Consider the following 240-nt stretch of genomic DNA (forward strand, 5'->3'; position numbering starts at 1 on the left):
GCGAGTTCGTCGTTTTCGTGGGCCCCTCCGGCTGCGGTAAATCCACGCTGCTGCGCATGATTGCGGGCTTGGAAGACATCACCACCGGGGATATGCAGCTCGATGGCCAGCGGATCAACGAGATACCGCCCCAGGAGCGGGACATCGGCATGGTGTTCCAATCCTACGCGCTCTACCCGCACATGAGCGTGGCCGAGAACATGGCCTTTGGCTTGAAGCTGGCGCGTACCGACAAGGCGG

Annotated in this window: 1 protein-coding gene; it reads left to right on the top strand. The window is 62.1% G+C overall.

Annotation, left to right across the window (positions count from 1 at the left end):
• The coding region (locus tag P8629_RS12605) for an ATP-binding cassette domain-containing protein (RefSeq protein ID WP_278166432.1) at positions 1-240 on the top strand (240 nt) is incomplete at both ends.

The sequence above is a fragment of the Hydrogenovibrio sp. 3SP14C1 genome (genome assembly GCF_029625905.1).
Classification (GTDB): domain Bacteria; phylum Pseudomonadota; class Gammaproteobacteria; order Thiomicrospirales; family Thiomicrospiraceae; genus Hydrogenovibrio.